This window comes from Actinomyces urogenitalis DSM 15434, assembly GCF_000159035.1.
Classification (GTDB): Bacteria; Actinomycetota; Actinomycetes; order Actinomycetales; family Actinomycetaceae; genus Actinomyces; species Actinomyces urogenitalis.
Genome location: NZ_DS999575.1, coordinates 412,202 through 415,883 on the forward strand (window position 1 = coordinate 412,202; position 3,682 = coordinate 415,883).

General features: G+C 70.9%; 2 protein-coding genes and 1 pseudogene. 2 read left to right on the forward strand and 1 reads right to left on the reverse strand.

Annotated features, from left to right (window positions below):
• A pseudogene (locus tag HMPREF0058_RS07680) lies at window positions 1–1,144 on the reverse strand (6-phosphofructokinase); the annotation flags it as partial.
• Between the two features lie 367 nt (window positions 1,145–1,511).
• Here HMPREF0058_RS07680 and sucC point away from each other — a divergent pair.
• Window positions 1,512–2,723 carry an ADP-forming succinate--CoA ligase subunit beta gene (gene sucC, locus HMPREF0058_RS07685; protein WP_034234968.1) on the forward strand — a complete coding sequence of 404 codons (1,212 nt, stop codon included), beginning with the start codon at window positions 1,512–1,514 and terminating at the stop codon, window positions 2,721–2,723.
• A gap of 5 nt (window positions 2,724–2,728) precedes the next feature.
• Window positions 2,729–3,652, forward strand: coding sequence for a succinate--CoA ligase subunit alpha (sucD, locus tag HMPREF0058_RS07690; RefSeq protein ID WP_006549201.1), 924 nt, complete (start codon window positions 2,729–2,731; stop codon window positions 3,650–3,652).
• The last annotated feature ends 30 nt before the right edge of the window (window positions 3,653–3,682 follow it).

The following is a 3,682-nucleotide window of genomic DNA, read 5'->3' on the forward strand; positions in this document are numbered from 1 at the left end:
CCGACGGCGCAGCCGCCTCGTGGTGCAGCTCGCCCAGTGCCGCGGGGTCGAGCTCGGGCGGGGTGGACATGGTCTCGAAGATGGACAGCATCTGGCTGAAGCTGTTCCCGCGCGCGGCCACCGCCCCCTCGAAGTCCTGGGCGGCCACGAGGTCCTTGACGGCGCGCGTGGCGGCGATCTGCTCCATCATGGGCAGGCGGTGGATGCGGTTGTGGCGTTCGGCGATGATGACCGGCTCGGAGTCGGTGGTGGCGGTGAGCACCTCGCGGGCGGCCGCACATCCCAGCAGCGTGGACATCCAGCGGTCGTAGGCGCTGGGTTGTCCACCGCGCTGGACGTGGCCGAGGATCGTCACGCGCGCGTCCTCGCCCAGGCGGTCCTTGAGGATGACGCGCACGTCCTCGGCGGTGATGCGGTTGCCCTCGCGGTCGGTGGCGCCCTCAGCCACGATGACCATGGACTCGCGGCGCCCGGCCTGGCGTCCCTTGTGGAGCTTGAGGCACATGTCCTCCTCCCAGCCCTCACCCGGCGGAAGCTCGGGCACGAGCACGTAGTCACAGCCACCGGCCACCGCCGCCATGAGGGCGAGGTAGCCGCAGTGGCGGCCCATGACCTCGACCACGAAGGTGCGCTGGTGGGAGGCGGCGGTCGAAGAGATGTCGTCAATGGCCTCCAGGATGCGGTGGAGGGCGGAGTCGGTGCCGATCGTCATGTCGGCGCCCACGAGGTCGTTGTCGATCGAGCCGACGATCCCGGTGACGATGAGCGCGGGGTGGGCGGCGCCGACCTCGGGGCTCACCCGGCCGCTGGCCACGAGCTCGTCCACGAGGCCGGGCCAGTTGTGGCGGAACTCGTTGGTGCCGGTCAGTGAGCCGTCCCCGCCGATGACCACGAGCCGGTCGATGCCGTGCTCGAGCAGGTGGGCGGCGGCGTCGAGCTGGCCGGAGCGCTCGCGGAACTCGGCCGAGCGGGCGGTGCCGATGATCGTGCCGCCCTTGTGGAGGATAGAGCCCACGGAGTCCCACTCCAGGGGGCGGATGCCGTCCCCGCCGGCCACGGCCCCGGCCCAGCCTTCCATGACGGCGTAGGGCTGGGCACCCATGCGCAGGGTGGCGCGGACGACGGCGCGCACGGCCGCGTTCATTCCCTGGGCGTCCCCGCCGGAGGTGAGGATGCCGACCCGCACCCGCTCGCCGTCGGGCGTGAGGATCGCCTCCTGGCTGGTCGTGGGCTCGGGGCGCGTGGCGTGCTGGTCCATGGGTGTCCTTCCCGCAGGGTCGTCAGGCCCCATTGTGGTCGCTCGGGTGCCGGGCGTCACCTTCCCTTGGCCGGCAGGCGTGACGACGGCGGTGCTTGCGTCGGCACGTTGCGGACCTTGGTCCTAACTCCTGGTCGCGTTTACGCCCGTGTGATGGGGGTCGCGCGCTAGGCTCGTGCGCGGATCATCCCGGTGCGGCGCAGGCAGGTCGCCGCGGCCAGACGGGAACCGGACCCGGAAGGACATGACGTCTATGGACCTCTACGAGTACCAGGCGAGGGAGCTGTTCGCGAAGCACGGGGTTCCCGTGCTCGGCGGGCAGATCGCCACCACCCCGGAGCAGGCCGAGCAGGTGGCCACTGAGCTCCTGAACTGCGGCACCGACCTCCTTGTGGTCAAGGCCCAGGTCAAGACCGGCGGACGAGGCAAGGCCGGTGGCGTCAAGCTCGCCCGCTCGGCGGCTGAGGCCCGCCAGCACGCTGAGGCGATCCTCGGCATGGAGATCAAGGGCCACACCGTGCGCACGGTGCTCATCTCCGAGGGTGCGGACATCGACTCCGAGTTCTACTTCTCCATCCTCCTGGACCGCGCCGAGCGCCGTTACCTGGCCATGTGCTCGCGCGAGGGCGGCATGGAGATCGAGACCCTGGCCAAGGAGCGCCCCGAGGCGCTGGCCCGCGTGGCCGTGGACCCGATCGAGGGCATTACCCCTGAGGTCGCCGCGCGCATTACGGCTGAGGCCGGCTTTGAGCCCGGTGCCGTGGCCGACGCCGTGGCGCAGGTCATCGGCCGGCTGTGGGAGGTCTTCACCGCTGAGGACGCCACACTGGTGGAGGTCAACCCCCTGGTCCTGACCCCGAGCGGCACGGTGCTGGCGCTGGACGGCAAGGTGAGCCTGGATGACAACGCCTCCTTCCGTCACCCCGAGCACGCCGCCCTCAAGGACACCTCGGCGGCGGACCCGCTGGAGACGCGTGCCAAGGAGGCTGGGCTGAACTACGTGCGCCTGACCGGTGAGGTGGGGGTGCTCGGCAACGGCGCGGGCCTGGTCATGTCCACCCTGGACGTGGTGGCGGGCGCTGGCGAGCGCCACGGCGGCATGCGCCCGGCCAACTTCCTGGACCTGGGAGGCGGGTCCTCGGCGGAGGTCATGGCCACGGGCCTGGAGGTGGTGGCGAGCGACCCGCAGGTGCGCGCGATCCTCGTCAACGTCTTCGGCGGGATCACCTCGTGTGACACGGTGGCCAACGGCATCGTGACGGCGGTGAGCACCCTGGAGGACTTCGACAAGCCGATCGTGGTGCGCCTGGACGGCAACAACGCCGCTCTGGGGCGCCAGATCCTGGCCGAGGCCGCGATCGACGGCGTCACGGTGGTGGACACGATGGACGGCGCGGCTGACGTCGTCACCGCCCTGGCCGAGAAGATCGGTCAGAACGCAGCAAGCAGCGAGCAGGGAGCCTGAGGACCATGAGCATCTTTCTTGACGAGTCTGACCGCGTCATCGTCCAGGGCATGACCGGCTCGGAGGGACGCAAGCACACCCGTCGCATGCTGTGCGCGGGCACCCAGGTGGTCGCGGGCGTCAACCCCCGCAAGGCGGGCACCACGGTGGTCTTTGACGTCGAGCCCATCGGCCCCGGTGCCGGCACCGGGGAGGCCGGCGAGGTGGAGGTTCCGGTCTACGGCACGGTGGCTGAGGCCCGCGAGGCCACGGGCGCCACGGTCTCCGTGGTGTTCGTGCCCCCGGCCTTCGCCAAGGGCGCGGTGATCGAGGCGGTGGACGCCGGCATGAGGCTCGTGGTGGTCATCACCGAGGGCATCCCGGTGGCGGACGCGACCTACTTCCGTTCCTACGCCGCTTCCAAGGGTGTGCAGATCATCGGTCCGAACTGCCCGGGCATCATCTCCCCGGCGCGCTCGAACGTGGGCATCACCCCGCCGGACATCACCGGCCCCGGCCCGATCGGCCTGGTCTCCAAGTCCGGGACGCTGACCTACCAGCTCATGCACGAGCTGCGGGACCTGGGCTTCACCACCTGCATCGGCATCGGTGGCGACCCGGTGGTGGGCACCACGCATATCGACGCCCTGGCCGGCTTCGAGGCGGACCCGGACACCAAGCTCGTGGTCATGATCGGTGAGATCGGTGGTGACGCGGAGGAGCGGGCGGCTGCCTACATCAAGGACAACATGACCAAGCCGGTGGTGGCCTACGTGGCCGGCTTCACCGCGCCTGAGGGCAAGACGATGGGCCACGCCGGCGCGATCGTCTCCGGCTCCTCGGGCACGGCGGCGGCCAAGAAGGAGGCCCTGGAGGCCGTGGGCGTGCGCGTGGGACGCACCCCCACCGAGACCGCGGACATCGCCCGCGAGCTCTACCGCGCGCTGTAGCGGCCCCGCGCACGCGGCAGGCAGGCCCGG

What these genes read in the sequence shown, in the direction of transcription:
- sucC (WP_034234968.1), top strand. Translation starts at nt 1,512, where the DNA reads ATGGACCTCTACGAGTACCAGGCGAGGGAGCTGTTCGCGAAGCACGGG.
- sucD (WP_006549201.1), top strand. Translation starts at nt 2,729, where the DNA reads ATGAGCATCTTTCTTGACGAGTCTGACCGCGTCATCGTCCAGGGCATG.